Genomic DNA, 25,025 nt, shown 5'->3' on the forward strand with positions numbered 1-25,025 from the left:
GCGATCGGCTTCGCGGGGTTGCCGGACCTCACCCCTCGCTGAGCGCCGCGACGTAGTCAGGATCGGCGATGGGGCTGGCGAGGAGGGCGGGCGGGATGTCCATCAGGTCCACCACCTCCGCGGCCCGCGGGTGCAGCCACCGGTGGATTCCGTCCAGGGCCGCGGACCAGGCGTTGACCTGAGGCGGTGTTACCAGCCCGGTCATCAGGTAGCGGGCCGGTCCCGCGACGACCCGCTCCAGGCGGGCGGCCCGCAGCAGGGCGGCCGCCACGGGGTCGTCGGCCTCGTGGAGGCCCAGGGTCTCGGTGGTGACGCGGGTGGTGTGAGCGGCGGCGAGGGCTCGTGCCAGGCGGGACTGGTCGTCCCAGGCTTCGGCCGGGTCAGCGCCGCTGGCGGCGGCCTTCGCCAGACGGACTGTCAACTCGGAGTTCAGCAGGCGCTCGTGCGCGAGGAACAGGAGGCCGAGGCCGTCCTCGTCCGGGACCGGCGCCGGATCCTCGGGTGGTGGGGCCTGCGCCACCAGGGACCGGGCGGCGTCCAGCATGATCAACCGGTTGTCGCCGCCGGCCGAGTGGAAGGCCGCGGTCAGCGCTTGGTAGTCGACGAGCCGGTTCTCCGAGAAGAAGCCGATCGCGCCGGTCGCCGAGCGGCACCTCGCCACCGCTCGGTCGGCGAGCCGGGCGATGACCGCCTTGGCGAGCGCGAGGGTGCGCATCACCTCGGGGGCCGGCCCGCTGCCACGTCCGCCACCGGGGGGTACGTCCCAGCAGGCGCCGGTCACCCGGCGGGCGAGCACGCCGGCGGTGTACGCGTCCGACGCCGCACCGAAGAGCAGGCGCTGCTGGTCGGCGCGGTCCAGGGCGGTCCGCTCGCCGCCGTCGCGGTCGGCGGTGGGGCGCCGCAGGGCGTGCGGGAGCGTCAGGGCGACGGCGGCTCGGGCGGCGGCGGCCAGGCCGGCGGTGACGGCGCCCCAGGCGAAGCGGCTCATTCCCAGGCTGCGCCGGGTCCGCTCCTCGGGGCCGCCGGCCGGGTCATGGAAGCCGCCGTCGGGCGTGAGTTCGGCGCCGTCGGCGAGCCAGCGGTGGCGGGGGATCCGGACCTGGTCGAAGCGGACGGTGGCGTAGTCCAGTGGCAGCAGGGAGGTCGGGGGGTGCGGGCGGATGGTGACGCCCGGTGCGGTCCGGTGCGCGTCACGGAGTTCGACCAGGAAGAGGAAGACGCCCCGGTCGGTGCCGTCGACCCGCAGCCGGGCGCTGACGATCGCGAGCCGCGGCACGCCGTGCTCGCCCACGTTGGGCGGGTACTTGGCGGCGCCCGGCTCCGGTGAGTGCAGGACGAACTCGCCGCTGGCACGGTCGAGGACGGCCTCGGTGCGGATGGCCGCGCTGCTGTTGCCGCGTCCGAGCTCGGTCATCAGCGCGGCGCCGACGGAGGCGCCGGTGGTGAGCGCGTCGACGTCGGCGGGGTGTGCGCCGTAGTCGAGGGCGGGGCCGATGGTCATGCAGTGGTGCAGGAACATGACGTGGAAGAGTCGGGGGTCGGCGGCGGCGGTGAGTTCGAGCAGGCCGCGGAGCCGTGGCTGGTCGCCGAGCATGGGGCGGCCCGCCCCGAGTTCCTCGGTGAGCCGGCGCAGCGCCGGGTAGGGCGAGGTCGTCCGGTCCGCGTCGCGCACGCGCAACAACGCGGCGATGGCTTGGCGGTGGGTGCGAGCGGTCACGGCTGCGGCTCCTCGAGGCGGGGTGGGGCGCCGAGCGTGGCAGCGGCCCAGGACTCGATCACCCGAGTCAGGGCGGGCGCGTGCTCGGTCATGGTGGTGAAGTGGTCGCCCGGGGCTTCGGCGGTGGTGTGCGGCAGGTTCCAGCGGGCCAGGTGGCCGACACCGGGCAGCGGTTGGACGGCCCGGACCAGCAACGTCGGGGTGGCCAGCGACTCGGGGACGAAGTGTTCGAGCAGGCGCAGGTAACCGCCGGTCGCGCTGAGCCGGCCGGTGCCGACCGGCTCGGTGGTCAGCGGGCCGGGGCGGGACGCGAGCAGGGCGAGCACGGCCGGGACGGTTTCGGTGTGGAAGGCGGTGTCGGGCCACGGGGTGTCGATCAGGACCAGGCCGTGCGCCGGGTGGCCCAGTTGCTCCAGGCGGTGGGCCAGGGCGTGGGCGAGTAGTCCGCCCGAGGAGTGCCCGCACAGCAGGACCGGAGCTCGAGCGGAGTACTGCCGCAGGCTTTCGGCGTGGGCCATGGTGAGTGCCGCGAGGTCGGCGGGCAGGGCCTCGGCCGCGGCGAAGCCGGGCAGCGGCAGGGCCGCGGTGCGCAGCCCCCGGCAGTGCCGGGCGAGTTCCGTGTACTCGTGGGGGCCACCGGTGGGGAGCACGGAGGGGAGGCAGAGCAGCACCGGTAGGTCCGGGGAGGTGGCGTGGGACGCATCGCCGGCGAAGGGCATGACGTGGGACGCCTGCGCGGCCGCTTCGTCGCGGCCGAAGGTCGGGCGCAGTGCCGCGGTCGCCTGGAGCAGGGCGAGGGCGGCCGCGTTGCGGCCGGTGCGGCAGGCTTCGCGGTACAGGGCGTCCAAGCCGTCCAGGAGTTCGGCGCCGTCCGCGGGTGGATGGTCGGGTCGATTCCGGAGTCGCTGGGCCAGGTGGTCGGTGAGGCGGCGCGGTGTGGGGTGGTCGAAGACAGCGGTTGCGCGCAGGGGCAGGCCGAGGTCCCGGGTGAGGCGGGCGCGCAGTTCGACGGCCGCCATCGAGCTGGCGCCGAGCTCCGTGAAGGTCGCGTCGGTCGGCAGCTCCGCGTCCGCAGGGTGACCGAGGACGGCCGCCGTGTGAGCCAGGACCCGGGTCAGCAGGTCCGCGCCGGTGGTGCGGAGGTCGGGTTCGGGTTCGGCAGATGCTGGGGGATCGGCGGGCCGCGCGCTGGTGAGCCAGTAGCGCCGGCGCTGGAACGGGTAGGTCGGCAGTTCCACCCGGTCTGGCGGCGCGTCACGCAGGGCTGCTTCCCAGCCCACCGATCCGCCGCTCACGTGGACTTCGGCGGCCGAGAGCAGGAAGCGGCGCGGGCCGGGCTCACCGCGGAGCAGAGTGGGGACAGCGCTGGCCGGTACGCCCGCTGCCTCCGCGGTCTCCGCCACCGCCTGGGTGAGCACGGGGTGCGGGCTGACCTCGACGAAGAGCCGGTGGCCGCTGTCGAGGAGGGCGCGGACGGTGTCGGCGAAGCGCACCGGTTCCCGCAGGTTGCGGTACCAGTACCGGGGGTCCAGACGCCTGGTGTCCAGCAGGCCGGGCGCGACCGTTGAGTAGAACGGCACGGTGGCGGGAGCGGTGCGGGTGCCCCCCAGGGCGTCGAGCAGGGTGTCGGCCAGCGGTTCGACGTGGGCGGAGTGCGAGGCGTAGCCGACCGGCAGCAGCCGGGCCCGTACGCCCTGGCCGGTGAGGTCGGCGACCAGGCGTTCGACGGCCGGGACGTCCCCGGCGACGACGGCGGAGCGGGGCGAGTTGCGGGCCGCCACGGTGATGCCGCGGCGGCCGGCCAGCCTCGCGGCCAGCTCGTCCTCCGATAGCGCCACCGCGGCCATCGTCCCGGGAGCCAATCGCCGGACCTCGCGGGCGCGGACGGCGACCAACCGGGCCGCGTCGTCGAGGGAGAGGGCTCCGCACACGTGGCCGGCCGCGATCTCGCCCTGGCTGTGGCCGACCACCGCGTCCGGTTGGACGCCGTACGAGCGCCACAGCTCCGCCAGCGAGACCATGACCGCGAACAGCGCGGGCTGCGCGACGTCCGGGCGCTCCAGCGGGGGAGAGCCGTCCGCGTCGCGCAGGAGTGCCGCCAGGGACCAGTCGACGTGCGGGGCGAGCGCGACCTCGCAGGCCCTGACGGAGCGGGTGAACTCCGGAAAGGAGTCGGCCAGGTCAGCAGCCATGCCGCGCCATTGGGCCCCCTGCCCGGGGAAGACGAACACCGTGCGGCCGGGCTCGTCGGCGTGTCCGCAGACGGTGTCCGGTGCCCAGAGCCCCGCTGCCACGGCGTCCAACCCAGCCAGCAGTGCCTCCCGGCGGGAACCGACGACCACTGCCCGGTGACGCAGGGTCGGGCGGGATCGGAGAAGTGCCTGCCCCACCGCGGCTGGGGCCACCGTGGGCTGGGCGCGGACCGCCACCGTCAGCCGGCTGGCGGTGGCGCGAAGGGCTTGCGGGTCGTGTGCGGACAGCAGCCAGGGGACGACGGTGTCCGCATGGTGCTCGGGTTCCGGCCGGGCCGGTGCGGGCGGCAGCGGCGGTTCGGCGAGGATGATGTGGGCATTGGTGCCGCTGATGCCGAAGGCCGAGACGCCGGCGCGGCGCGGCCGGTCGCCCGCGGGCCAGGGCCGGGCCTGGTGCAGGAGCTTGAGCGTGTCGTCCGCGAGGCCGGGCGGCAGGTCCGGCCCGTCGACATGGCGAGTGCCCGGCAGCATGCCGTGCCGTAGCGCGAGGACGATTTTGACCACCCCGGCCACGCCGGCCGCTGCCTGGGTGTGGCCGAGGTTGGACTTGACCGAGCCGAGCCAGAGCGGGCGCTGGGGCGTGCGGTCGGCCCGGCCGAAGACGGCGGCCAGCGCACCGGCTTCGATCCGGTCGCCCAACTGGGTTCCGCTGCCGTGCGCCTCGACGGCGTCGATCTGTCCGGGCTCCAGGCCGGCGTCGGCCAGGGCCTGGTGGACGACCCGTTCCTGGGCGGGCCCGCTGGGTGCCGTCAGCCCGTTGCTGGCCCCGTCCTGGTTGACAGCGGTGCCGGCAACCACGGCGAGCACCGGGTGCCCCTTGGCGCGAGCGTCGGACAGCCGTTCCAGGACGATCACGGCGGCGCCCTCGCCCCAGCCCGTGCCGTCCGCCGCCGCGGCGAACGGTTTGCAGCGGCCATCGGGAGCGAGCGCCCGTTGTCGCGCGAAGTCGACGAAGGCGGCGGGCGTGCCCATGACGGTGGCTCCGCCGGCCAGCGCGAGGTCGACCTCACCCTGGCGCAGGGCACGCACGGCCAGGTGGATCGCCACCAGGGAGGACGAGCAGGCGGTGTCGACGGTGAGGGCGGGGCCGGTCAGGCCCAGCTGGTAGGCGAGCCGGCCCGAGGCGACGCTCGGCGCGTTCCCGGTGAGCATCTGCCCGTCGTACAGCTCGGGGGCCTCGCCCACGCGCGGCGCGTAGTCGCCGGCCATCACCCCCAGGTAGACCCCGCCGGTGGTGCCGGGCAGCGAGGTGGGGTCGATGCCCGAGCGTTCCAGCGCCTCCCACCCGGTTTCCAGTAGCAGGCGCTGCTGGGGATCCATCCGCAGGGCCTCACGGGGCGAGATCCCGAAGAAGGCCGCGTCGAAGGCCGCGGCGTCGGCGAGGAAGCTGCCACCGCGGGCGTACGTGCGCCCGGGGCGCCCCGGCTGGGGGTGGTACAGGCGGTCGAGATCCCAGTCCCGGTCATCGGGAAGGCTGGTGACCGTGTCGCGCCCCTCGTCGAGAAGCCGCCACAGCGCTTCGGGTGAATCCGCTCCTCCGGGGAATCGGCAGCCGATACCCGTGATCACCACGGGATCCTCTCCGGTCGGCCGGCCCCGGACCTGACCGTTCGCCGGGACCGGGACGGGCTCCGAAGCAGGCGAGGGCGTGGCGCTGAGAGAACGGGCCAGCGCCCGCGGTGAGGGGTGGTCGAAGGCCGCCGTGCTCGCCACCGGCCGCCCGAGCCGTTCGGACAGGCGCACCGCCAGGCGCACTGCCCCGGCCGAGTCCAGGCCGAGCTCACGGAACCGGATCCGAGGACCGGCCGGGTCGCCGGCCGGTGGTCCGGCGAGGGCGGCCACCTCCGCCTCGATCAGCGCCAGCACCGCCTCGAAAGGTGGCGACGCACCCGGGGAGGCCGGCCCTGTCAGCGTCGGGTCGACCAGCAGGTCACCGAGCCGCGCCCGGGCCACCTTTCCGCTGGGAGTCAGTGGGATCCGGTCGACCAGGAGCAGGTCCAGAGGCCACTTGTAGCGGGCGACGCCGCGGTCGGTGAGCAGGGCGTGCACCTGGGCCAGGTCCAGCGCCGTCCCCTCCCGCAGGGCGACCAGCAGCACCGGGTACTCGCCGAGCCGGGCGTCGGTCCGCGCGGCGACGGCCAGCATCCGCGGCTGCGGGAGAGCGGCGAGTTCCGTCTCGACCTCGGAGGCGGTGAACTTCAGCCCGCCGACGTTGATCAGCTCGGCACTCCGACCTCGGTGGACGAAGTTGCCGTCCGGTCGGCGCAGGGCGCGGTCCCCGGTGCGCAGCCAGCCGTCCGGGGTGAACGCCGCCGCAGTGGCCCGCGGATCGTCCAGGTAGCCGCGGAACAGATGCGGGCCGCAGAACTGGAGTTCGCCCGTCTCACCGTCGGCACACGGCCCACCGTCCGCGTCGACGACCCTGGCGCGCGCCCCCGACACCGGGCGGCCGATGGTCTCGGCCACGGTTCCGGCCGGGTCGTCCGGCCGGGTGAAGGTGCCGGCGCCGAGTTCGGACATGCCCCACTGGACGACGACCCGCGCACCGAGTGCCTCGCGCACCCGGGCAACCAGCTCGCCGGGAACGGCGGTCCCACCCGTGCGCACCTCCCGCAGGGCGAGGCCACCCGGCTCGACCTGCCTGACCAGATCGCGCAACTGCGCGGGGAGGGCGAACAGCACACTTGCCCCGCTCGGCCGGGCGAGTTCGGCGAAGGCATCCGGGTCCCAGCGTTCCAGCAATACTTGCCGCGCACCGGTGACCAAGCTCAGATGGACGGAGAGCAGACCGAACAGATGCGTGAACGGGCCGGCGCTGACCAGCACGTCGTTCGGCTCCGCCCGGCCGTCCCGAGCCACCGCCTCGGCGTTGGCGAGCAGCCCGCCGTGGCTGTGCAGGCAGATCTTGGGCCGCCGCGAGGTGGTACCGGAGGACGGCATGAGGATCAGCGGAGAGTCCGGCGTCACCTCCACCGGAGCGGGCCCGCGCCCGGCGTAGCGCTTCACCAACTCCGGGAGGTGCCCGGGCCCGTCACCCGCCCCGACGGCCAGGACCTGCCGCGCACCGGCAGGCTCACGGCCGGCCACAGCCACCACGAGCGCGGCTCGAGCCCGCTCGAGCAGAGCGGCCGACTCCCGCGCACCGAGCGCGAGATGCAGCGGCAGCAACACCGCGCCCAGTTCGGCGACGGCCGCGTGCACGACCAGGAACTCCCAGCAGTTGGGCAGTTGGACGGCCACCACGTCACCCGCACCGATGCCGCGGTCCTGCAGACCTGCGGCCAGCGCACTGGACTGCGCCCGCCACTGGGTCCAGCTGTGGTTGTCCTGCCCGTCGGTGGCCGCTACCTCGTCGCCGAGCGCGGCAGCCTGGCGGTCCAGCAACGCGGGCAGGGTGCGCCGGTGCGACGGGTGCGGCCCGGGGCGGACCAGGTAGTCGGCGGTGGTGACGGTCATGCCTCCTCCGCCCGTGCGGTCGGGGTGCCGCCCGGCCCGGGTCGACCTGCTTGGAGCGGGAAGTCGTCCAGGGGCCGCGGGTTGCGCGCATCCAGGTGGGCCGCCAGGACGTGCGGGTGATGTCCGGGCGCGTACAGCTCCAGGCGGCGGCAGAGTGGCGACCCGCCGGCGGAACCGGTGCGGAAGTAGAGCACCGTACCGTCCTCGTGCGCGTTGTAGCCGCCACCGTCCGGGTGCATCCGCCCGGGGCCGGTCAGTTGGGCACGCAACTTGCCGAGGACGATGTGGTCGGGCCGGAGCACCCGCAGTGCCAGGTGTTCCTCGTTCCGCTCGGCCGCCTCGGGACCGGCCACTCGTCGGGCGGGCGAGCCCTCCGGCACGATCAGGGCGAAGATCTCCACTTCCCGCCTCTGACCGCCGGGGCCGGGCACCGAAGCGCTGAGTATGCTCACGTCCAGTTCTTCGGGGTCCGCTTCGTAGCGGTCGGCCAGGCGATGACGCACCACCGTGCTCGGGCGGCAGGGGCCCACCCTCAGCCCGCGGGAACGGATGGCCGCGCGCAGCTCCCGTTCCGAGGGTGCGCTCAACAGCACGGCCGCGTGGGCGAGTTCGCAGTGATCGGCGAGTCCAGTGCGCTGCCCGGGGGTGAGCCCCGGGGCCAGCGCGGCGAGCGCCTCCTCGATCCGGACCGCGCGGATCAGTGCGACCGCTTCGTCGAGCGGCACGAGATCCACCGGTCCGGTCGTGGATATCGGGCCTGGCCGGTCGGCCATATCCCACCCCTTGGGCTCGTTCTGGCACGGCTCCGAACGGCGCCGGCGCCCCGTCGGGAACTGCTTCCCCGTGCGCGGCCTCGGAACACCCCGTGATCACGAAGTGCTGTTCCGCCGAGTCGGTGAAGCACCGTGGTGGAGGTGGTCATCCCTGGTGAGCCGTTGGTCGCTGGTTGGTCAGGACGAGGGAGGCGGCAAGAGGATGGTGGCGCGGCTGAAGTCGGTGCGGAGCCGAGAGTCACTGTCAACACCTGTGGCTCGGGCAGGCGTCGTCGGGATCCAGCGCGATGGATTCTGGTGTGATCCCGTACTCGGCGAGCCAGCCGAGCAGTTCGTGCCGCTGGGTCCGGACGAGTCTGCCACCTGTGAAGCGGGCGTCATCTGTCACCTCGGCGATGATCCTGCGGGGTGGGAGGAATGACGCTGCCTCCTCGTCGGTGGTGAACTCGGCTTCTGCGAGGACCAGGCCGTGCAGGGGCGGGTCGAAGACGTCGATGCCCATGGGCGGGAAGCTGAAGCGGGTCTTGGACAGTGCCATGGCTTGGAGTGAGGCGAGTCGGTCGTACTCGGCGCGGGTCAGGTAGATGTTGGTGGTCAGGCCTTGGACGGGGCCCGGTCGGTCGGCGGGAACCTTCTGGGTGAGCTTGAACTCCCAGGTCCCGTTGTCCAGATGCTCGACCCGTCGCAGGCGAAGGCGCGTCCCCACCAGGTACCGGTCGGTGATCCGGCGGGTGGCGGTAGCGGCTGCCGCCCGTGGCGGGGCCGCCAGCAGGAACCGCCTTTCCCGCTCGACCCGGGCGTACTTCCCCTCGCGGACGGACTCGGTCGAGCTCGAGTCGTTCTGCTCGGTCATGCGGCCTCCGCCTTCGTCGAACCGTCGGCTCTGACTACCGTGAGCACAGGACGTGCCTTCCCGGCCGACGCCGCAACGTCGGTCTTGCTCGGTGACCTATCGGTCAATCACCCGGGAAGGTATGCCCTCCCGAGCCGATCCACAGGCCTGAGTATTCCTCGGCGCGCGGTTCACCGTAGGCCCGGAGGCGGGCGTGGTCGCGGTTGTACTGCTGGTGGCGCCGGGAGAGTTCGTGGTGCCGGTGGCGCGGGGTGCGGACGGTGGCGCCGGCGTCCTGGTCGGTCAGTACCAGGATCTCCCCGGGCAGGCGGGCCCGATCGACACCGTGGGGGCGGGCGGCGGCCAGGTCGCGGGTGCGGCCGGGCAGAGTCCGGGAGAACCACGGCGGCGTGCCGTCCGGAGTGGCGATGACCTGCCCGTCCATCCCGTGTGTCTGGTGCCTCTGTCAGTGGTGCGGTACGTCCGTGGCGATCCGGTCGGTCGGGATCAGGGTCCGTCGACGTACCCCAGGCGGTCGCTTCCGACACTCCGAAGCCGGCTGCGACCTGCGCGAGCGTCTCGTTTCCTCCACAACCGCGACGGCCCCCGCCCAGTTCCCCGGCCGTTCGTCGGCGACGTGATCCCGCCGTGCACGTCGCCGTGCTCACCGAGGCGACGGATGGGCACCGTACGAACGTCTCCGGGAGGGTCGCCTGGATGTGCTACTGGCGGGTAGGGTGCGGTGACTCAACGCTCCTGCCCTTCCGGGGGCAGGGCTCGTTGTGACGTCTGGACACCAGGGGAGGGTGTGTTGGTCGAACGGCGGAGTTCGCGCTGTCCGGGTGCGGCGGTGGAGCGTTGAGGGAGTTCGGCGAGATTCTTCGGGAGTGCCGCCGGGCGGCCGGGCTGACCCAGGAGGAGCTCGCCGAGGCGGCCGGCCTGTCCGCCCGGTCGGTCAGGGATCTGGAGCGGGGCCGTCGTGGGCGCCCGCAGCGCCGCACGGTGGAGCTGTTGGTGTCGGCGCTGGGGCCGGCGGAGGCCGGCACCGCCGCGCTGCTGGCGGCCGGGCGCCCCGGGCGGCCGGTGGACCCGCCGGCCGCCCGCGGCCGGGAGGGATCCGCGCTGCTCGACCGGACCGAACAGCTCGCGGTGGTGGAGCGTGCGGCCGATGAGGCACGGGCCGGTCAGGGCGCGGTGGTGCTGGTGCGTGCCGGCGCGGGGATGGGGAAGACCTCGCTGCTGAACGCCTGGGCGTCCGCCGAGCAGGCCCGTGGGATGCGGGTGGTGCGGGCCGACGGCGGCGAGCTGGAGCAGGACTTCGCCTTCTCGGTGTTACGGCAGCTGATCGAACCGCTGCTGGCCCGGGCCGATCGTGCCGGGCGGGAACGCCTGCTGTCGGGCCCGGCGGAGTTGGCCTCGTACGCCCTGCGAGTGGGCGGCGCCGACGGGGGAGCGGGGCTGTCGCCGGAGGCGTCCCCGGGTGTCCTGCACAGCCTGTACTGGCTGATGGTGCACGTCGCCGACGACGGGCCGCTCGCGCTGGTGGTCGACGACGCGCACTGGGCGGACGCGCCGTCGGTGCGGTGGCTGGAGTACCTGGCCCGGCGGGTGCGCGGTCTGCCGCTGCTGCTGGTGCTGGCCGCGCGCCCGGACAGCGGGACGCAGGTCGAGCCGCTGCTGGAGCGGATCGCCGCCCAGTCGCACTGCCGGCCCGTCGAGCTGCCGGCCCTCGCCACCGACAGCGTGGCCTCGCTGGTCCGGACACGGCTGGGCGGGGACGCCGATCCACGGTTCGCCGCCGCCTGTGCCGAGGCGACCCGGGGCAATCCGCTGTTGCTGCGCGAGCTGTTGCGTACGCTGGCCGACGCCGGGGTCAGGCCGGCCGGCGATCAGGTGTCCGTGGTGGAGGAGTTCCGGGGCCGGATCCTGGCGGGAACCGTGGTCAAGCGCCTGGCGGGCGAGCCGGAGCCGGTCCGCCTGCTGGTCCGCGCCCTGGTGGTGCTGGGGGACGGTGCCACCTGGCAGGTCGTGGCCGAACTCGCGGGGATGGGCGAGGCGAGGGCCCGGGAGCTCGGCCGCCGGTTGCAGCGGATCGGTGTGCTGGCGCCCGGCGAGGTGGCGCAGTTCGACCATCCGCTGGTCCGGGCCACGATCGCCGAAGCCGTCGTCGGGCCGGTGGAGTTGGCCGACGGGCATGCTCAGGCGGCCGAACTGCTCCGGCGCGAGGGGGCGTCCGAAGACCTGGTAGCGGCCCACCTGCTGCTGGCCGAACCGAACGGTGAGGTCTGGCGGGTGGAGGCCCTGCGGGAGGCGGCGCGGGCAACCCGCGGTCGAGGGGCGCCGGAGGTCACCGTGACCTATCTGCGCCGAGCCCTGCGCGAACCGATGTCGGTCAAGGAACGTGCCCCGCTGCTGCTGGAGTTGGGAGCGGACGAGTTGCAGGTCGACGTCGGCGCGGCCCGGCACCGGCTGGTGCAGGCCTTGGACGCGCTGACCGACCCGTACTCCCGGGCCCAGGCGGCCTACTTGCTCGCCAACGCGCTGTTCCTCGGGCACCAGCACGAGGACGCCGTCGACGTGCTCGCCCGCGCGGTGGAGGACCTGCGGGAGGCGGACGACGGCGGCGGGCTCGCCCGCGAGGTGTCGTGGTACCTGCAGGCCCAGATGCTGCTGGTCGGCTACGACCAGCTGTCCACCCTCCCCGCCGCCCGGCTGCGGGCCCGACGACTGTGGGACCACAAACTGGCCGGTGACACCCCGGGGGAGTGCGCGGTGCTGGCCGCGCTGTGCGCCTCGGCCCTCAGCGGCGATGCCAGCGCCTCCGTTGCCGGTGACCTCCTCGACCGGGCGCTGCGCGGCGGGTTGGCGGGCACGGACCAGTCGCAGATGCTCGTGAGCCTGGCCGGGCTGGCCTTCATGGCCATGGACCGGTTCGACGACGCGGCGGCGCGGTTCGACCAGATCGCCGACGTGGGCGGGCGCTGGGGCTCCTTCCTCATGGTGTCGGCAGCGCTGACCTGGCGGCTGTCGATCAGCGCCCGCCGGGGTCGACAGCTCGCGCTCACCCCGGACTTCGGACACCCGGCCATGACCGAGGAGGGCATGGAGCACCGGGTACGGGTGGGGATGATGAACCAGGTGGGCCAGTCGCTGATCGAGCGCGGCGACGTGGCGGGGGCGGCGGAGGCACTGGCCCCGGACGCCGACAGCGACCGGGTGGGCTGGTCGTGGCAGGGTCCGATTATCCTCGCCCGCAGCCGGGTGCACGCCGAGCGGGGCAATCCGGCCGCCGCGCTCGCGGTCCTGCTGGAGTACGGCGCGCAGGAGCGGCGGGCACGGGTCACCAACCTCGCCGGGGCGCCCTGGCGGTCGCAGGCGGCGTTCGCGCACCTCGCGCTGGGGCAGCGTGAGGACGCGCTCCGACTCGCCACCGAGGAGCTGGAACTGGCGCACCGCTGGGGCACCGCGCGGTCGATCGGGGTGGCGTCGCGCTGCCTCGGCGTCGTGACGGGCGGGGCCGAAGGAGCCGCTCTCCTGTGCGAGGCCGTCGCCGTGCTGGAGCGGTCCCCGGCCCAGCTCGAGCTGGCCCGGGCCCAGCACGAGTTGGGGGTCGTCCTGTCGCGCACCGGCGAGGCCGATCGGGCCCGGCGGACCCTCGCTCGGGCGCTGGACCTCGCGGAGGCCTGCGGCAGCGTCCTGCTGGCCGGCCGGACGCGCCGGGCGTTGACCGAGCTGGGCGTGCGCCCCCGCCCCGTACCACCGCCCGCCCCCAGCCTGTCGATGACCGAGCACCGCGTGCTGGAGCTGGTCGGCGCCGGCCACAGCGACCGGCAGATCGCCCAGGCCCTGCTGATGACCCCGCAGGACGTGACCGAACTGATCGGCCGGGTGGGCCGCACCCTGGGCGCGACCGGCCGGGCCGACCTGGCCGGTCGCGCCCAGAGGCCGGCCTCCCTGACCCCGCCGTGAACGCGGGAACGATGGCCAGGTCGCACCGGTCGGACCGCCACGGGCTCCGGGAACGGGAACGGCACCATCCCTGACCCGGGCGGGTACGGGCTCAGGAGTTCGGCGCGAGAGTGTAACGGACCGTCTGGGCCTGGATCAGGCCGTCGCGGAAGACGAAGGTGTCCACTCCGTTCTCGGCACGGTTCACCTCGGAGTCGGCGGCCCACTCCAGGAACAGGAGCTCGCCCGCGAAGGTGGTGATCCGCAGGTCCCACTTGGCGCGCGGAAGGTCGGCGAAGAGCCGCGCGAAGCCCGCGCGGACGCCCTCGCGACCGTGGCGCACCCCGTCCGGGGTCACGAACACCGCGTCCTCGGCGAAGTTCGCCACGATCCCGTCCAGGTCCTCGGCGAGCAGCGCCTTGCCGTGGCTCTTGAAGATCTCCTGCGGGGTACGAGCGGTCAGGTCTGCCACGTCTGTCGTCCTTTCAGGTCGGGCGGGGCGGTGGGGACAGCAGAACACCCGGGTGACCGGCACGCCAGGAAGGAACGGGGGAAACCTGACCGGAAGAAGTACCGGAAATAATCCGTGGAATGGGGGTTCGAGACGTCCTTGCGAATCCGCCGGCAGATCGACATAGTGTGCCGCACATCCCGCGGAAAAGGAGAAGGCCTTGAGTATTTCCGTCGACCTCATTCCGCGGCCCTATTGGGCCGGTTCGGCCCCGGCGTACGGGGAGTCCGAGGCGCTCGGAGAGTTGCGGCGGGAAGCGCTGTACCGGGGAATCATGCGCACGCTCGACGAGTTGCCCGAGCCGAGCCTGCGGCTGCTCGCCGCGATGTCCGTGGTGAATCGGAGAACTCCGCTGCCGATCCTCGCCGCCATCGCGGACGTGCAGGATTCCAGCGCCGCGCTGGAGGACCTGATCGACGCCGGTTTCGTCACCTGGTTCCCGCACGGCCTCACCGAACCGGTCGGCATCGACTCCCAGGTCCTGCGCGATGTCGTGTACCGGAACCTGCCCACGCCGCTGCGCCGGGACGTGCACCTCGCCGCGGCCGAACAGGTCGGCGGCGTCGACGGGTTCCGGCACACCCTGCTCGGCGCCCGCCGGCGCGCCCCGGAGCTCGCCGCGCGGTTGGCGGACGAGGCGAGGCGCTACTACACCGCCGGGGACACCGAACGGGCCGGGACGCTCCTTCTGTGGTCCGCCGACGTCTCGGCGGACGGCCCGGCCCGGCAGCGGAGGCTGCTGGAGGCGGCCCGCTGGGGCGAGCGGATGCCCACGGCCGGCTGGGCGGCGGCACTCGGACAGCGGCTCGCCCTGCTGGAGCCGAGCGTCGAGCGCAACCTGTTCCTCGGCCGGCTCGCCGCGCGCGAGGCGCGGCACGAGGCCGCACACGCGCTGCTCGACCAGGCCCGGGTGCTCGCGGCGGACCGTCCCGCCCCGGCCCGCGCGGCCGTGGAGCTCGCCGCTGCCGCCCTGCACGCGGACACCGGGGAGCACGAGGCCGAGCAGTGGGTCGCCACCTCCCTGCTGGCGCAGGACGGGCTCCCGGAGGAATCCCGGGCGTGGGCCGTGTACTTCGCCGCGGACGCGCACGGCAGGATCGCGCAGTCGGTGGAGGCCTCGCTGCGCCGGCTGGAGTCACTCGCACCCGAACTCGGTGCGGCACAGGCGGAGCGGCCCGGGCACGGGATCCTGCGGTGGGCGCGCGGCATGTGGCTGGTGCAGAGCGGCCGGCCGGCCGAGGCCATCAGCGACCTGCAACGCGTCTCGCGCTCGTCGGACGGCCCGGCCGAGCCGGTGCTGTCGCTGTCGTACGCCTACCTCGGCTACGCGCTGTTCCAACTCGGCGACTGGCGAGCCGCGTTGCGCGAGGCCCGCGAGGCGATCCGGGTGGCCGAGGCGCGCAACGACCGGCGCGCGGCCGTCCCGGCCGCCGCGCTGACGGTCGGCATCAGAGCGCTGCGCGGCGACTGGGCCGCGGCCGCCGAGCGACTGGACGTGGTGAGCCGGGACCAGCGTGAACTGGGCTCGGCCCACTACGCGGTGTTCCCGGCGCTGGCCGCGGCGAGGCTGGCCCAGTCGCGCGGGGAGCCCGGCCGGGTGCTGACCGCGCTCGCCCCGGTGGCCGCGCAGCCGGCGACGTTCGCCCCGTACCAGCTGTGGTGGCGTCCGCTGTACGTCGAGGCGCTGATCGAGACCGGCCGGATCGCCGCGGCGCACACCGGCCTCGCCGCGTGGCAGGCCGCCACCGGGCGCGGTGCCCACCCGACGGTGGACCTGGCCAGGCTCGGGGCCAGGCTCGCGGCCGCCGAGCACGGCCCGGCCGCGGCGGCCGAGCAGCTGGCCGGGGTGGTCGAGCAACCGGCCGACCAGGACGCGCCGTTCAGCCGTGCCGAGCTCGAACACGACTACGGCAGGCTGCTGTTGGCCGCGCGCCGCCGGAAGTCGGCCACCCGGTGGCTGCTGTCCGCGTACGACCGCTTCGCCGACCTCGACGCGCGGCCGTTCGCGGACCGGTGCCTGCGGCAGCTGGCGGACACCGGCGGGCCGGCTACCCGGGTCACGGCCGGCGCCGGGGGACGGGACGTCGGGCCGGCGGGCCGTACATCCGTCGCGCTGACCGAGCACCAGTACCGAATCGCGCGGCTCGCCGCCAAGGGCATGACGAACCAGCAGATCCCCCGCGACCTGTTCGTGAGCGCCAAGACGGTCGAGTACCACCTGGGAAACGTCTTCGCCAAGCTCGGCATCGCTTCGCGCCGCCAACTCAGGGCCGAACTCCCGGCCCTGGATGGGCTGATGCCTCGTCAGATCAAGCCCTCGCGGATGGCGTAGGCGACCGCGTGCGTGCGGTTGCGCAGCTGGTACCGGGCCGTGATGTCGTGCAGCACATTGCTCACGGTGCGTTTGGAGTAGGCGAGTTCGAAGGCGATCTCGTCGGTGCCGAAGCCGTCGGCGGCCAGGACTCCTTGACGACCGTGGCGGCGTGCCGGGGGCCGCGCCGAAGCGTGAGGTTGTCGAAAGCCTCGGTCTGGCTGCTATTCTGACGAACGATCAGTTTAAACCAGATCCCCGCCGGGCTCGCTCGCGTCGGCGATCTCGACGCTCAGCTCGTTGCCCGCCTCCCCGGAGGCCAGCGCCCTGGCCCGCAGCGCCGGACGGTCGCCGTCGCCCGCCGCGGGCAGTTCGCCCCGCGCGGCGGAGCCGAGCGGCGTCGCGTCCCGGTCCGCCCGCCCCGGACGCCTGCTCCGGCTCGTCCGTGTCGGTGGCGCCGACGCGTACCACGTACGCGGCCCCGCCGCCGTTGAGGAGGTAGCCGTAGACCGCCCGCGGAAGGTGCGCACCGCCGACGAAGCCGCCGAAGGCCTTGGTGTACTGCGTCCAATTGGCCACCAGCGTCGGCTGGTTGGGGACCCCGCGTTCGGCGAAGCCCACGAAGGCGCACACCGCGGTTCCCACGCCCTCGATGGGCCGGGAGCCCGACGAGACTTCCTCGACATAGACTCCGGGGGAATGGTAGGTCGGCACTGTCCTTCTGTCCCTCCGTCAGAACCACTGGGATACGGATGCTGAGTTGCCGGCGAAGGAGCCGGCTCGACGGTGATCAGTCTCGGGTGTGCCGGGCAGGGCCCTCGTACGCTCCGAAGCGGCGGGTGTGGCAGGTTCCGCTGCGTTTTGACGCAGCTCCGGTGCCCGGCTGCGGCAGAATCGCTCACATGTACTGGGAATCCGGCGAGTTCTGGACACCAGGCGACCAGGCCGCGTCCGGCGACGACGTCGAGCGGCGTCTGCTCGCCGCCGACCGCCTCTCTGTCCGGACGGCCGCGCGCTCCTGGAGGCGCTGTCCGTGCTGGCCGGGGACCAGCCGCCGGCCGTGGTCGCCCGGGTCGCCGGCGTGCCGGAACCCGCCCGGACGCTCGGCCTGCTGCGCGGCCTCGGCCTGGTCGTGTCGGCCGACGCCCCGCGGCGCCCCGCTCGGATCGCGCTCGCGCGGGAGAGCGACGGCCGATTCCTGCGTGCACGGCTGAGTCCGACGAGATGGCGGGCCCTGCACCGTGCCGCCGCCGAAGTACTCGATCCGCGTCCGGCGTTGGTCCACCGGGCGCTGGCCGCCGACCGCCCCGACCCGGACCTGGCCGCGGCACTGGAGCGGGCCGCCGTCGACGCCCCCGTGCCCGACGACGAGATCGGCGTGCCGACGCGGCAGTTGCTGGTGTGGGCGGCCGACCTCAGCACGGACCAGGCCGAGCGGGACCGCCGGCTGCTGCTGGCCGCGCTGCACGACGTGTACGGCGAGGAGCTCGGCGACGGTGATCTGTGGGCACGGGTGGAGGTGTTGCCCCCTTCGCCGTTGCGGTCCTGCGCGCTGGCCGGCCGGGCCCTGCTCGAACACCGGCTCGGCGCCGCCGTCGACCACCTGCGAGCGGCGCGCCGCGCGCTCGCCGCCGGTCACGCTGATGCCCGCGCCACCGCGGGGGTCGAGACCGTGCGAGCCGCGCTGGCCTGCCGCACGGCGCGGGGCAGCGCCGCGGTCGAGGCGGCGACCGCGGCCCTGGACGCCGCGAGTCGTGACGCCGTGCAGCTGCGCACGGCTCGGCGTCTGCTGCTGACCGGCCGCTCGTACGCCGACGGCCCTCGCGAGGTGCTGCGATCCCTCGCGGGGCACGTCGCTTGCGCCGGGGGCCGTTGCTGGTGCGGGCGAATGCCGCGTGCTGGCGGGCGATCTGACGGAGGGCGCGGGCGATCTGGCCGACCTCGCCCGACGCCGCGAAGCGCAGCCCGGTCACCCGGACCGGCTGCGTGCGCTGGAACGGCTGACGATCGCGCACTTCCTGCTCGGAAGCTGGCCGGAGGCCGATGCCGCCGTCGACGCCCTCGACGCCCTCGACGCCGCCGGCGGCGTCTCGGCGGGCCGGGCGCTGCGCACGATGCTCTCGGCCGTTCGCGCCGCGGACGTGGCGCCGCAGCGCGGAGCCTGGGTGTCGGCGAATCGGCGCCCGCCCGGCTCGGCGGACCCCGACCGCCTCGTCATCGCCACCAGCGCGGACGTGATCGCCCTGCTGGCGTACCGTCATCACCCGGCCGTCCTGGCGGCGATGACCTGGCTGGCCGCCGGTGAAACCGAACTGGTCGACGCGCCGGGCGAGTTCGCACCGCTGTGGCTGCCTGCGCACGCGGAGGCGGCGATCGAGGTCGCGACGGGCGCCGCCGCCGAGGCGGCCCTGGCGCAGCTGCGCACGTGCGCGGAACGCACCCCGTACCTGGCGGTCACGTGCCATCGGCTCGCCGGCCGGGCGGCCGAGCAGCGGCACGACCTGGCCGCGGCGGAAGCCGCGTACGAGGCCGGCTTGCAGGCCGTAGAGGCAGGGCCGCTGGTGCCACCCCTGCACCGTGCCCAACTGCACCACGCCTACGGCCGGTTCCTGTGCGCCCACGGCCGGACGGCGGCCGGCCTGGGGTGGCTCGAGCGGGCCGAGGACGAATTCGCAGCACTCGGCGCCCTCGCGTTCGCCCGGAGCAGCCCGCAGGACCGGGCCGCCGCCACCCGAGGGCCGTCGCCGGGCCAGGACGTCGCCCTGACCGAGCGCGAGACGACGGTGGCCCAACTGGTCACGACCGGGCTGACCAATCGCCAGGTCTCCGAGAAGCTGCTGATCAGCGTGAAGGCTGTCGAGTACCACCTGGGGAAGATCTACTGGAAGCTCGGCGTGCGCCGGCGCAGCGAGCTGGCGAGCAGATGGCCGGGCTGACGCCGCCGGAGACGACGGATTCGGAGGAGCATGGCATCCGGCCCGACCGTGGGGAGGATTGCCGGGGCGGCAAGGTGGGAAGTCTCCGTCAACTCTTCCGCACGGCAAGCCGGTTCGACGAGATGCGTTCCCCCGCCCGCCCCGCCTCCGAAGGGACCTCCCGTGTCCTCCGCCCCCCTTGCCCTCACCTTCGCCAATCTGCTGCTCCGGCCGGGCTTCGGCTCCCGCCGCGTCCCCGACCGGACCTTCGACCGGCTCGTCGCCACGACCGGGCAGGCGGACGGGGACCAGCAGTTCGTCGACGACTTCCGGTCCCTGCTGCGCCGGTGGGCCGGGGACGAGAACCTCACTCCGGTCGGTTGGCTGTCCGCGCAGGCTCACGTCCGCAGGCATCTCGCCAACCGGGCCCGGATCCGGCGGCTGATCGCCGAGCACCCCGCGATCGAGCGGGAACCCATCGAGCGGCCGGTGTTCGTGGTGGGCCTGCCGCGCACGGCCACCACGCTCACCCACGGCGTACTGTCCCTCTCGGACGAGCACCGCTGCCCCCTGCTGTGGGAGCTGCTCACACCCGATCTGGACGTACCGCCCGAGCAGCGACAGAAGGCGATCACCGCCGCGCGTCGGATGGTCGGCGGAATCAACCTGTTCGCCCCGCGTTTCCGCGATATCCACCCTCTCGAGGCCGAGGGCCCCGACGAGTGCACCTTCGCGCTTCCACACACCGTCATGCCGCTGTCCCAGGCCCGCCTCCCCGGGTACCAGACCTGGCACTACGAACGGGACTTCGTCCCCGACTACCGCCACCTCAAGCAGGTCTTCCAAGTGCTCCAGCACGGCCGTCCCCGCCGCCGCTGGGTGCTGAAGTCCCCCATGCACCTCGAGAACCTCGACGCGCTGCGCACCGTCTTCCCCGACGCCACGATCGTGTGGACCCACCGCGACCCGGTCGACGTCGTGGCGTCGTTCTGCAGCCTGGTCGAGCACGGCATGGCCATCACCGTCCGCCCTCTCGATCTGCACGGCATCGGTGCCACCTGGCTCGGACTGCTGAGCCGCTCCATGGCGCGGGGCCTCGCGGCCCGCGCCGCGATGCCCCGGCAGGCGCTGGTGGACGTCCCGTACTCCTGGCTCGGGTCCGACCCGGTCACGGGTGCCCCGAAGCTCTACGAGTCCATCGGCGCCCGGTGGACCGAAGCCGATGCCGTCCGGCTACCCGAGGTCATCGCCCGCCCCAAGGGCACTCGCCCCCACAGCTACGACCTGTCTCGCTACGGCCTGAGCCGCGACGACGTCGAGTCGGCCTTCGCCGACTACAACGCCCTTCGGGCCGAGGTCGACCGGGCCTGACCGCACGGGCCGTCCCAGGTCGCCCGGCAGCTGGCACCGCCGGGCGTGGGCCAGGGTGGCTCCGTTCGCGAGAGCGGGCGCTGGCACGTGCTCCGTGGCGGTTCACGCCAAGCGGGGGCTCGTGCGGCCGGGCCGTGGAGGTCGAGCCGGGCCCGGTCGTAGTGCTGCGGTTCGGACGACGTCGGTGATGGAGATTTCCCGTGCCGGTATGGCGAGTTGGTAACCATCTCGGGGTCGCGGAGGCTCTTCGCCCGCCGGTGCTGCCGCGGCTCGCGCAGGATTGCCAGCAGGAAACGCAGCGGGATGCCCGGGGAGACCGACAGCTGTTCCGCCCTCTGGGGGGCGTCCGGCGTGCGCGCGAGTTCCACCATGGCCCGTACCGCACAGTCCGTCCGAGCCGAGACCCGCATGCTCGACAACTCCTCGCGGACAGTCAAGTGCTCGGCGAGTCACTATTGCGCCAACTCGGCTCTCGGGAGGCCTACTTGATGGACATCCAGTCGGGCCTGAGTGTGGTGTCATATAACCCATCGAGTTGATGGAGAATCCCTGCGGAGGTGCAAATGCTCGGCACACGCGGTCGTGAACCTCGCAAGCTCGCGGCGGCAGGGGCGGGATCCTCGAGAGCCACCTCCACCGTGGGTGATCCCCAGGATCGCTTGAACGTCCCTGTGGGGGAGAAGAGTTGCCTGCCGGACCGGCCCGGGAATCTCCGTGGGACCACCGGGGACGTCTTCCAGCTCGAGGAGGTGCGAGGCGTCCCGGCGTCCGCCCCGGCCGGCCCGCCCGGCGCCACGGTCTGGCTCACCGGATTGCCGAGCGCCGGGAAGAGCAGCGTCGCCACCGAACTGTCCGTTCGGCTGCGGGCCGCCGGCCGACGGGTGGAGATCCTCGACGGGGACGAGATCCGTACCTTCCTCTCAGCCGACCTCGGCTTCTCCCCTGAGGACCGGGAGACCAACGTGCGGCGGATCGGCATGGTCGCAGAGGTGCTCGCGCGCAACGGCGTCATCGTGCTGGTGCCGGTCATCGCCCCGTACCGCATCAGCCGGGACAACGTCCGGCTGCGACACGACCTCGGCCGCATTCCCTACCTGGAGATCCACGTGGCCTCACCGGTGGAGGTCTGTGCCCAGCGCGACGTGAAGGGGCTGTACGCCAAGCAGGCCGCCGGTGAGCTCTCCGGCCTCACCGGTGTGGACGCCCCGTACGAGGCGCCGGAGCGGCCCGACCTGCGCCTCGACACGCATCGGCAGACGGTCGCCGAGTCGGCCCGTGCCGTGCAGGCACTGCTCATCGAGAGGGGCCTGGCGTGACCGCCACTCCCGACATCCTGACCACGTGCGCGGGGAGTGGTCACGCCCTCCTCCACATCGAGGTGCTGGAGGCGGAGTCGGTACACATCTTCCGTGAGGTGGCGGGGGAGTTCGAGCGTCCGGTGATCCTGTTCTCGGGTGGCAAGGACTCCATCGTCATGCTGCACCTGGCGCTCAAGGCGTTCTGGCCCGCGCCGGTGCCGTTCGCGCTGCTGCACGTGGACACCGGGCACAACTTCCCCGAGGTGATCGCCCACCGGGACCGCGTGGTGGCCGAGCACAACCTGCGCCTGCGCGTCGCCTCCGTCCAGGAGTTCATCGACGACGGGCGGCTGCGCGAGCGCCCCGACGGCACCCGCAACCCGCTGCAGACTGTCCCGCTGCTGGACGCCATCGAGCGGGGGAAGTTCGACGCGGTCTTCGGCGGCGGCCGTCGCGACGAGGAGAAGGCCCGCGCCAAGGAACGGGTCTTCTCGCTGCGCGACGAGTTCGGCGCCTGGGACCCGCGCCGCCAGCGCCCCGAACTGTGGTCGCTCTACAACGGCCGCCACGCGGTCGGCGAGCACGTCCGGGTCTTCCCGCTCTCCAACTGGACCGAGCTGGACGTCTGGCAGTACATCGAGCGCGAGTCCATCGCCCTCCCGGAGATCTACTACGCCCACGAGCGCGACGTGTTCCGCCGGGACGGCATGTGGTTGACGGCGGGTCAGTGGGGCGGGCCGAAGGAGTGCGAACCGGTCGAGCGACGCCGGGTACGCTACCGCACCGTCGGCGACATGTCCTGCACCGGCGCGGTCGACTCGAACGCCGCCGACGTGGCCGCTGTCATCGCCGAGATCGCCGCCAGCCGCCTGACCGAGCGCGGCGCCACCAGGGCCGACGACAAGGTCTCCGAGGCCGCGATGGAGGACCGCAAGCGCGAGGGGTACTTCTGACGTGACCACGGTAACCGCCACGTCGCTGCTGCGGTTCGCCACCGTCGGCTCGGTCGACGACGGCAAGTCCACCCTGGTCGGCCGTCTGCTGCACGACTCCAAGTCCGTGCTCGCCGACCAGCTGGAAGCCGTCGAACAGGCCTCCCGCGACCACGGCCAGCAGGCGCCCGACCTTGCACTGCTCACCGACGGCCTGCGCGCCGAACGCGAACAGGGCATCACCATCGACGTCGCCTACCGCTACTTCGCCACCCCCAGGCGCCGGTTCATCCTCGCCGACACCCCGGGGCACGTGCAGTACACCCGCAACATGGTCACCGGCGCCTCCACCGCCGAGCTCGCCGTCGTCCTCGTGGACGCCCGGGGCGGCGTCGTCGAACAGACCCGCCGGCACGCCGCCGTCGCCGCCCTGCTGCGCGTGCCGCACGTCGTGCTGGCCGTCAACAAGATGGACCTCGTCGACTACGCCGAGCCCGTCTTCGCCGCCATCGCAGCCGAGTTCACCGCCTACGCCGCCCCCCTCGGCATCAAGGACGTCCTCGCCGTTCCGGTCTCCGCCCTCGCCGGCGACAACGTCGTCGAGCCCTCCGCCCACATGGACTGGTATGCCGGCCCGACTCTGCTCGAACACCTGGAGACCGTTCCCGTCGGCACCGACCCGAGCCTGGAACCGGCCCGTCTCCCCGTCCAGTACGTCATCCGCCCGCAGACCGAACAGCACCCCGACTACCGCGGCTACGCCGGCCAACTCGCCTCCGGTGTCCTGCGCGTCGGCGACACCGTCACCGTCCTGCCCTCCGGGCACACCACCACCATCGCCGGCATCGACGCCCTCGGCCGTCAGACGGACATCGCCCGGGGCCCGCAGTCCGTCACCATCCGCCTCAGCGACGACCTCGACATCTCCCGCGGCGACCTCATCGCCGCCGGAACGGTCCCCGTCCCCAGCAAGGACATCGAGGCCACCGTCAGCCACCTCAACGAACGCCCCCTGCGCACCGGCGACAAGGTCCTGCTCAAGCACACCACGCGCACCGTCCGCGCCCTGGTCAAGGACATCGTCTACCGCATCGACATCGACACTCTCGAACGGCGCCCCGCCCAGGAGGGGTTGGACGTCAACGACATCGGCCACGTGGTACTGCGCACCGCGGAGCCGCTGGCGCTGGACGCCTACGCGGACAACCGCCGCACCGGTTCGTTCCTGCTCATCGATCCGGCCGACGGCACCACCCTCACCGCCGGCATGGCGGGCAAGGCCTTTGAAACCGCGTGCGGCAACGACACATCCGATGAGGAGACCGGGCCTGATGCCCAGGAGGGCACGTCGCGGTGACGGCGAAAATGGATCGCTGAGGGATCCATGGACGGATTGACAGCCAACTACGGTTTGCGGGCCAGTGCGCGGGAAATCAGCTGCTCCCACACCGTCAGATCGGGCCCGCCCATGACGCTGTCGGCGCCGCCGTCGCCCGGCGCGGGGTCCGGCCGCCACAGTGAGCAGTGGACCAGCCCCGGTTCGAGTAGCTCGAGGTCACCGAACAGGTCGGTGATCTCCTCGTCGGTGCGCCAGCGACCGCGGCCGATACTGCCCTGCAGCTTCTCTTCCAGGATCCGGGTCTCCCCGTTCTCGCCGGAGCGGAAGTGGGAGATGTAGAACCGACTGCCCGAGGGCACCCGGTCCGCCCACCAGCGCACGGGATCGGCGGGCCGCTCGGCATCGTTGAGGTGGTGCAGGACGCCGCTGAAGATGACGCCCACTGGCTCGTCGAAGTTGATCAGGCGCCGCACATCGGGGTTGTGGTAGATCGCCTCCGGTTCGCGCAGGTCCGCCTGGACCACCGCGGTGCGGTCGTCGGTGGCCAACAGGGCACGGCTGTGGGCAACCACCATCGGATCGTGGTCGACGTAGGCGACGACCGCATCGGCATGGTGCCGCCGGGCGACCTGATGCACGTTGTCGGCGGTGGGCAGGCCGCTGCCCATGTCGACGAACTGGGAGATGCCGTCGCGGGCGATGGCACCCACGGCGCGAACCAGGGCCTGACGATTGGCCAGCCCGGCCATCACCACCGCCATGGTTGCGAGCCGCAAGATCGAGGCTCTACTGCTGCCGTTCTACCTGGGTGGGCGGATCCTCGGTGGTTTGTTCGGAGCGCTGTTGATCTGGTCGATCGGTCAGGGGAAGGCCGGCTTCACGGTTGTGGACCAGAACGGCAAACCCACGATCGTGTCGGTCAGCGAGACCGGGTTCGCGTCCAACGGATACGGCGCCCACTCGCCTGACCACTACAACCTCGGTGCGGTCATCCTGGCCGAGGTCATGGTCACCGCGGCCCTCGCGCTCACCGTCCTCGCCACCACCGCCCGCGGCTTCCCTGCGCCGATGGGCGGGCTGGTCGCCGGCGTCGGCCTCACCCTGGCCCACCTGGTGACCATCCCGGTCAGCAGTACCTCCGTCAACCCGGCCCGTTCGCTGGCCACCGCCGTCTTCCAACACGGCTGGGCTCTCGACCAGGTCTGGGTCTTCCTCGTCTTGCCCCCGCTCGGCGGGCTCCTGGCCGGTCTTGGCCGGCAGGCATTCAGGTCACGGCAGACGGCCCCGGCCGCGCCGGCCAGCGGGCAGGCCGCCGCCTGACGATCAACCCCACGGTCCATGCCACCTTCCTCGACGCCGTCGCCGTCGAG

At 73.3% G+C, this 25,025-nt stretch carries 16 protein-coding genes and 1 pseudogene; 8 read left to right on the plus strand and 9 right to left on the minus strand.

What is annotated here, in order from left to right; all coding sequences use genetic code 11:
• Positions 1 to 28: 28 nt before the first annotated feature.
• The 5 genes and pseudogenes from ACZ38L_RS21200 to ACZ38L_RS21220 all read right to left on the minus strand — a co-directional run.
• The gene (locus ACZ38L_RS21200) at positions 29 to 1,717 is read right to left on the minus strand and encodes an acyl-CoA dehydrogenase family protein (RefSeq protein WP_465695694.1); all 1,689 of its coding nucleotides are present in this window, start codon (positions 1,715 to 1,717) and stop codon (positions 29 to 31) included.
• Positions 1,714 to 7,425: a type I polyketide synthase gene (locus tag ACZ38L_RS21205; protein ID WP_465695698.1), complete on the minus strand. Its 5,712-nt coding sequence runs from the start codon at positions 7,423 to 7,425 to the stop codon at positions 1,714 to 1,716. The genes ACZ38L_RS21200 and ACZ38L_RS21205 overlap by 4 nt, the downstream gene beginning before the upstream one ends.
• The gene (locus ACZ38L_RS21210) at positions 7,422 to 8,159 is read right to left on the minus strand and encodes a hypothetical protein (RefSeq protein WP_465695701.1); all 738 of its coding nucleotides are present in this window, start codon (positions 8,157 to 8,159) and stop codon (positions 7,422 to 7,424) included. Before ACZ38L_RS21210 ends, ACZ38L_RS21205 begins: the two co-directional genes overlap by 4 nt.
• Before the next feature lie 283 nt (positions 8,160 to 8,442).
• Positions 8,443 to 9,051 (minus strand): CYTH domain-containing protein, encoded by a 609-nt coding sequence (locus tag ACZ38L_RS21215; RefSeq protein ID WP_465695704.1) that lies wholly within the window; start codon positions 9,049 to 9,051, stop codon positions 8,443 to 8,445.
• 169 nt (positions 9,052 to 9,220) lie between these two features.
• Positions 9,221 to 9,614, minus strand: a pseudogene (locus ACZ38L_RS21220) (transposase family protein); the annotation flags it as partial.
• Between the two features lie 274 nt (positions 9,615 to 9,888).
• On the opposite strand from ACZ38L_RS21220, the gene ACZ38L_RS21225 reads away from it, so the two are divergent.
• The gene (locus ACZ38L_RS21225; RefSeq protein ID WP_465695706.1) at positions 9,889 to 12,999 is read left to right on the plus strand and encodes a helix-turn-helix transcriptional regulator; all 3,111 of its coding nucleotides are present in this window, start codon (positions 9,889 to 9,891) and stop codon (positions 12,997 to 12,999) included.
• A gap of 91 nt (positions 13,000 to 13,090) precedes the next feature.
• Here the strand turns inward: ACZ38L_RS21225 and ACZ38L_RS21230 are convergent, their stop codons facing one another.
• A complete protein-coding gene (locus ACZ38L_RS21230; RefSeq protein ID WP_465695708.1) occupies positions 13,091 to 13,450 on the minus strand; it encodes a nuclear transport factor 2 family protein in 360 nt (119 codons plus the stop codon).
• Positions 13,451 to 13,649: 199 nt separating this feature from the next.
• Between ACZ38L_RS21230 and ACZ38L_RS21235 the strand changes: the two genes are divergently transcribed.
• Positions 13,650 to 15,821 carry a LuxR C-terminal-related transcriptional regulator gene (locus ACZ38L_RS21235; RefSeq protein ID WP_465695710.1) on the plus strand — a complete coding sequence of 724 codons (2,172 nt, stop codon included), beginning with the start codon at positions 13,650 to 13,652 and terminating at the stop codon, positions 15,819 to 15,821.
• Here ACZ38L_RS21235 and ACZ38L_RS21240 read toward each other — a convergent pair.
• On the minus strand, positions 15,794 to 15,886 hold the full coding sequence (locus ACZ38L_RS21240) for a hypothetical protein (protein WP_465695715.1): 93 nt from the start codon (positions 15,884 to 15,886) through the stop codon (positions 15,794 to 15,796). The two genes, ACZ38L_RS21235 and ACZ38L_RS21240, sit on opposite strands and share 28 nt — an antisense overlap.
• Before the next feature lie 812 nt (positions 15,887 to 16,698).
• Entirely contained in the window at positions 16,699 to 17,652 is a 954-nt protein-coding gene (locus tag ACZ38L_RS21245; protein WP_465695719.1) for a hypothetical protein, read from the minus strand.
• A gap of 43 nt (positions 17,653 to 17,695) precedes the next feature.
• On the opposite strand from ACZ38L_RS21245, the gene ACZ38L_RS21250 reads away from it, so the two are divergent.
• From ACZ38L_RS21250 to ACZ38L_RS21270, 5 genes are all read left to right on the plus strand, one after another.
• On the plus strand, positions 17,696 to 18,736 hold the full coding sequence (locus ACZ38L_RS21250) for a helix-turn-helix transcriptional regulator (RefSeq protein WP_465695721.1): 1,041 nt from the start codon (positions 17,696 to 17,698) through the stop codon (positions 18,734 to 18,736).
• Positions 18,737 to 18,898: 162 nt separating this feature from the next.
• Positions 18,899 to 20,086 (plus strand): sulfotransferase family protein, encoded by a 1,188-nt coding sequence (locus ACZ38L_RS21255; protein WP_465695725.1) that lies wholly within the window; start codon positions 18,899 to 18,901, stop codon positions 20,084 to 20,086.
• 749 nt (positions 20,087 to 20,835) lie between these two features.
• Complete coding sequence (cysC, locus tag ACZ38L_RS21260; RefSeq protein ID WP_465695842.1) at positions 20,836 to 21,402, plus strand: adenylyl-sulfate kinase; 567 nt, start codon at positions 20,836 to 20,838, stop codon at positions 21,400 to 21,402.
• Positions 21,399 to 22,337: a sulfate adenylyltransferase subunit CysD gene (gene cysD, locus ACZ38L_RS21265; RefSeq protein ID WP_465695729.1), complete on the plus strand. Its 939-nt coding sequence runs from the start codon at positions 21,399 to 21,401 to the stop codon at positions 22,335 to 22,337. The genes cysC and cysD overlap by 4 nt, the downstream gene beginning before the upstream one ends.
• Before the next feature lies 1 nt (position 22,338).
• On the plus strand, positions 22,339 to 23,673 hold the full coding sequence (locus ACZ38L_RS21270; protein ID WP_465695733.1) for a sulfate adenylyltransferase subunit 1: 1,335 nt from the start codon (positions 22,339 to 22,341) through the stop codon (positions 23,671 to 23,673).
• Positions 23,674 to 23,720: 47 nt separating this feature from the next.
• On the opposite strand, the gene ACZ38L_RS21275 is transcribed toward ACZ38L_RS21270, so the two are convergent.
• Complete coding sequence (locus tag ACZ38L_RS21275; protein WP_465695736.1) at positions 23,721 to 24,416, minus strand: SAM-dependent methyltransferase; 696 nt, start codon at positions 24,414 to 24,416, stop codon at positions 23,721 to 23,723.
• Between ACZ38L_RS21275 and ACZ38L_RS21280 the strand changes: the two genes are divergently transcribed.
• Positions 24,415 to 24,975 (plus strand): aquaporin, encoded by a 561-nt coding sequence (locus tag ACZ38L_RS21280; protein ID WP_465695740.1) that lies wholly within the window; start codon positions 24,415 to 24,417, stop codon positions 24,973 to 24,975. The genes ACZ38L_RS21275 and ACZ38L_RS21280 overlap by 2 nt on opposite strands.
• The last annotated feature ends 50 nt before the right edge of the window (positions 24,976 to 25,025 follow it).

The sequence above is a fragment of the Kitasatospora sp. NPDC024654 genome (genome assembly GCF_055559155.1).

Bases quoted from the DNA above. Each gene is read 5' to 3' on its own strand.
- ACZ38L_RS21205 (WP_465695698.1), bottom strand. From the start codon at position 7,425: ATGACCGTCACCACCGCCGACTACCTGGTCCGCCCCGGGCCGCACCCG.
- ACZ38L_RS21215 (WP_465695704.1), bottom strand. From the start codon at position 9,051: ATGACCGAGCAGAACGACTCGAGCTCGACCGAGTCCGTCCGCGAGGGG.
- ACZ38L_RS21280 (WP_465695740.1), top strand. From the start codon at position 24,415: ATGGTTGCGAGCCGCAAGATCGAGGCTCTACTGCTGCCGTTCTACCTG.
- ACZ38L_RS21275 (WP_465695736.1), bottom strand. From the start codon at position 24,416: ATGGCGGTGGTGATGGCCGGGCTGGCCAATCGTCAGGCCCTGGTTCGC.